3 protein-coding genes, 1 pseudogene and 1 riboswitch are annotated in these 3,160 nt (G+C 72.1%); of the genes and pseudogenes, 1 reads left to right on the top strand and 3 read right to left on the bottom strand.

Annotated elements, in window-relative coordinates; translation table 11 throughout:
- The 3 genes and pseudogenes from VN520_RS34025 to VN520_RS34015 form a co-directional block, all read right to left on the bottom strand.
- A pseudogene (locus VN520_RS34025) lies at window positions 1-221 on the bottom strand (cobalamin biosynthesis protein); the annotation flags it as partial.
- Between the two features lie 128 nt (window positions 222-349).
- A riboswitch (cobalamin riboswitch) is annotated at window positions 350-478 on the bottom strand.
- Window positions 479-626: 148 nt separating this feature from the next.
- Window positions 627-851, bottom strand: a complete 225-nt coding sequence (locus VN520_RS34020; protein ID WP_325750805.1) for a hypothetical protein — start codon at window positions 849-851, stop codon at window positions 627-629.
- 12 nt (window positions 852-863) lie between these two features.
- Window positions 864-2,114, bottom strand: coding sequence for an inorganic phosphate transporter (locus VN520_RS34015; protein WP_325750804.1), 1,251 nt, complete (start codon window positions 2,112-2,114; stop codon window positions 864-866).
- A gap of 271 nt (window positions 2,115-2,385) precedes the next feature.
- On the opposite strand from VN520_RS34015, the gene VN520_RS34010 reads away from it, so the two are divergent.
- Window positions 2,386-3,045 (top strand): class II aldolase/adducin family protein, encoded by a 660-nt coding sequence (locus VN520_RS34010; protein WP_325750803.1) that lies wholly within the window; start codon window positions 2,386-2,388, stop codon window positions 3,043-3,045.
- Window positions 3,046-3,160 lie beyond the last annotated feature (115 nt).

Below are 3,160 nucleotides of genomic sequence, written 5' to 3'. Positions count from 1 at the left end.
ACGGCACGGGCGGCCAGCGCGGCGGCGCCCGTGGCACCACCGGCGCAGACGAGCGTGTGCAGGGCGCCCCAGCCGCGGTGATCACGCCACAGCCGGCTCTCGGCGCCCGCCGCGGCACGCCCGAAGGCGGCGACGGGATGACCCCGCCGGGGATCACCGAGCAGCAGGTCGCCGATCAGGCCGGCGGTGGCGCCGTACGCGAAGATGCGGTCGGCTCGCACCGCTCAGCCGGCCGTCGCGCCTCGACGGGCCTTCGGGGCAGGTGGTGCAGCGACCGGTACAGAGCAGCCAGACATGGCGTATGTCCTCACTCAGGGTCCGCGCCCTGGTTCGACGTGACCGGCGACGAGAGTCTCCTGGCTCCCGGATCCGCAGTCCCTCCGGCCTTCCAGTCCGCGGTGGCGGACCGTGACTTCCGTACGGAGGCTGCTCCCCGGTGACAGTGGCGGGACCGCGCCGGATTCGCACCGGCTTCCTCTCCTGTCGCCGTAAATGGCTCCGGCAGTCCACCATGCCCCGCGAACGCCCGTCAACCTGCCGCTGACCTGCGGGGCTTCAGTGTGCTCAGACGCACACCGGGCCGGACACACGAGGTGTGTCCGGCCCGGCGCGGTGCCCGCGCGGTGTCAGGCGACGATCAGATAGATCCCGTACGTGACCGCCGCCGCGCACAGCCCGAAGCAGACGTACGCGCCGGTGCGCACCAGGGCGCCGGCACCGCCGGTCCCCTGCGCGGTGGGGACCTGCCTGGCCAGGCCGGTGATGCCGAGGGTGAAGAGGCCGACCAGTGCGACGGTGACCACGAGGCTGACGCCGAAGACGGATGCGAGAGCTGCCCAGTCGATGTTCATGCGGATCTGTCCTTACACCGTGGCCGGGTCGGCCGGGGTTCCGGCCGTCGGAGCCGGAGCCGGGATGGTGGTCTTGAGGTCCGCCGGGAGGGTGCCGGCGGGCGGCGGGCTGACCGCCGAGATGGCGGTGGTGACGATGCCCGCGGGCTCGTTACCCGCGTTCACGTTGGTGTGGTCGACCGGCTTGCGGCGCGACAGCAGCCAGATGGCGGCGGAACCCGCGACGAGGATCACGGCGACCACCGCGACGCCCCAGGGGCCCTGCTTCGTCAGGAACTCGGCGCCCGCACCGATCAGGCCGGCGGCCGGCAGGGTCAGGCCCCACGCGACGAACATCCGGGTGGCGGTGGACCAGCGGACCGTGCCGCCCTTGCGTCCGAGACCCGCGCCCATGACGGCGCCGGAGCAGGACTGCGTGGTGGAGAGCGAGAAGCCGAGGTGCGAGGAGGCCAGGATGACCGTGGCCGCACTCGTCTGGGCCGCGAAGCCCTGCGGCGGGCGGAGGTCGGTGAGGCCGCTGCCCATGGTGCGGATGATGCGCCAGCCGCCGAGGTAGGTGCCCAGCGCGATGGCGACACCGGCGGAGGCGATGACCCAGACCGGCGGGTTGGAGCCGGGGGCGAGGACGCCGCCGGTGACCAGGGCCAGGGTGATGATGCCCATGGTCTTCTGCGCGTCGTTGGTGCCGTGGGCGAGCGAGACGAGACCGGCCGAGGCGATCTGGCCGGCGCGGTAGCCCTTGGCGGTCGACTTCAGCTGCGCCGGGTCCGTGATCTTCCGGTTCAGGCGGTACGTCAGCTTCGTGGCCAGCAGCGCGGCGACACCGGCGACGAGCGGCGCGGCGATCGCGGGCAGCAGGACCTTGGTGACGACGGTGCCGCCGTTGATCGAGGACCACCCGGCCGACATGACCGCGGCGCCGATGAGGCCGCCGAAGAGTGCGTGGGAGGAGCTGGAGGGCAGGCCGACCAGCCAGGTCAGCAGATTCCACAGGATGGCGCCGACGAGCGCGGCGAAGATGACCTCGGTTCTGAGGCCGTCCTCATCGACGATCCCGCCGGAGATCGTCCTGGCGACCTCCACCGACAGGAACGCGCCGACGAGGTTCAGAACGGCGGACATGGCCACCGCTGTCTTGGGCTTGAGAGCGCCGGTCGAGATGGTGGTGGCCATCGCGTTGGCGGTGTCGTGGAAACCGTTCGTGAAATCGAACACGAGAGCTGTCACGATCACGATCGCGAGCAGCAGCGTGATGTGTTCCATTTACCCAGGCAATCGTTCGACGTCATTGGCACGTGGAACGTAAGCAACCTGGATGAACGGAAGATGAACTGGGCAGGGCATCGTGGTGACCCCAACCGCGTGTGCCGGTTCCGCTTGTGGGTGTGGAGGGGGCGCCGGACGTCCTCGGACCGGTGCGGGACCCGGTCCCCGCCCGGCCTCTGCCCGGAACCGGCCCCGCGGCCGTCAACCGGCGTCCTGCCCGAGGTGTCCCTCCAAAGAGACCTCCGTCACGTGACCCTAGGATCACCGCATGAGTGACGTGGACGAGGACGCGATCGGACAGGCGTGGGCCGCTGTCGTGGCGACGGCCCGGAGGACGGCGGCGGAGGGCCTGGTGGTCGGCACCTCGGGCAACGTGTCGGCCCGGGTCGGCACAACGGTCCTGGTCACCCCCAGCGGGGTGCCCTACGACCGGCTGGGTCCCGGGGACGCGGTCGGTGTCGACCTCGAAGGGCGTCAGGTCCTCGGCGAGCTGGCCCCCACCAGCGAGCTCCCGCTCCACCTGGCCGTCTACCGCGACAGCGACGCCGCGGCCGTCGTCCACACCCACGCCGTGCACGCCACCGCCGTCTCCACCCTCGTCACCGAGGTACCGCTCGTCCACTACGCCGCCGCCCTGCTCGGCGGTCCCGTCCGCACCGCCGCCTACGCGCGCTACGGGACCCGGGAACTCGCCGCCAACATGCTGACCGCCCTGCGCGGCCGCACCGGCTGCCTGCTGCGGAACCACGGCACGGTCACCTACGGGAGCACCCTCGACGAGGCCTACGACCGCACCGCCCAGCTCGAATGGATGTGCAGGCTCTGGCTCACCGCGAGCTCGGTGCCCGGCCACCGGCCGTCCCTCCTCACCCCGGCCCAGCTGCGCGAGGTGCAGGACGCCCTGGAGGGCTACGGCCAGCCCGGCTGAGCCCGGCGCCACACCGTACGGCCGACGCCTACTGGCCCTGGGCGCCGCCGCCCAGGACACTGGTGCCGTGCGCCCGGCAACAGCGGCGGCAGTGGCCGCCACCTCGGTCCTCGGC

The organism is Streptomyces sp. (genome assembly GCF_035563135.1).
GTDB lineage: Bacteria > Actinomycetota > Actinomycetes > Streptomycetales > Streptomycetaceae > Streptomyces.
Note: the sequence above shows the minus strand (reverse complement) of the source record. Positions and strands in the feature narration are given on the sequence as shown.

What these genes read in the sequence shown, in the direction of transcription:
- VN520_RS34020 (WP_325750805.1), bottom strand. Translation starts at nt 851, where the DNA reads ATGAACATCGACTGGGCAGCTCTCGCATCCGTCTTCGGCGTCAGCCTC.
- VN520_RS34015 (WP_325750804.1), bottom strand. Translation starts at nt 2,114, where the DNA reads ATGGAACACATCACGCTGCTGCTCGCGATCGTGATCGTGACAGCTCTC.
- VN520_RS34010 (WP_325750803.1), top strand. Translation starts at nt 2,386, where the DNA reads ATGAGTGACGTGGACGAGGACGCGATCGGACAGGCGTGGGCCGCTGTC.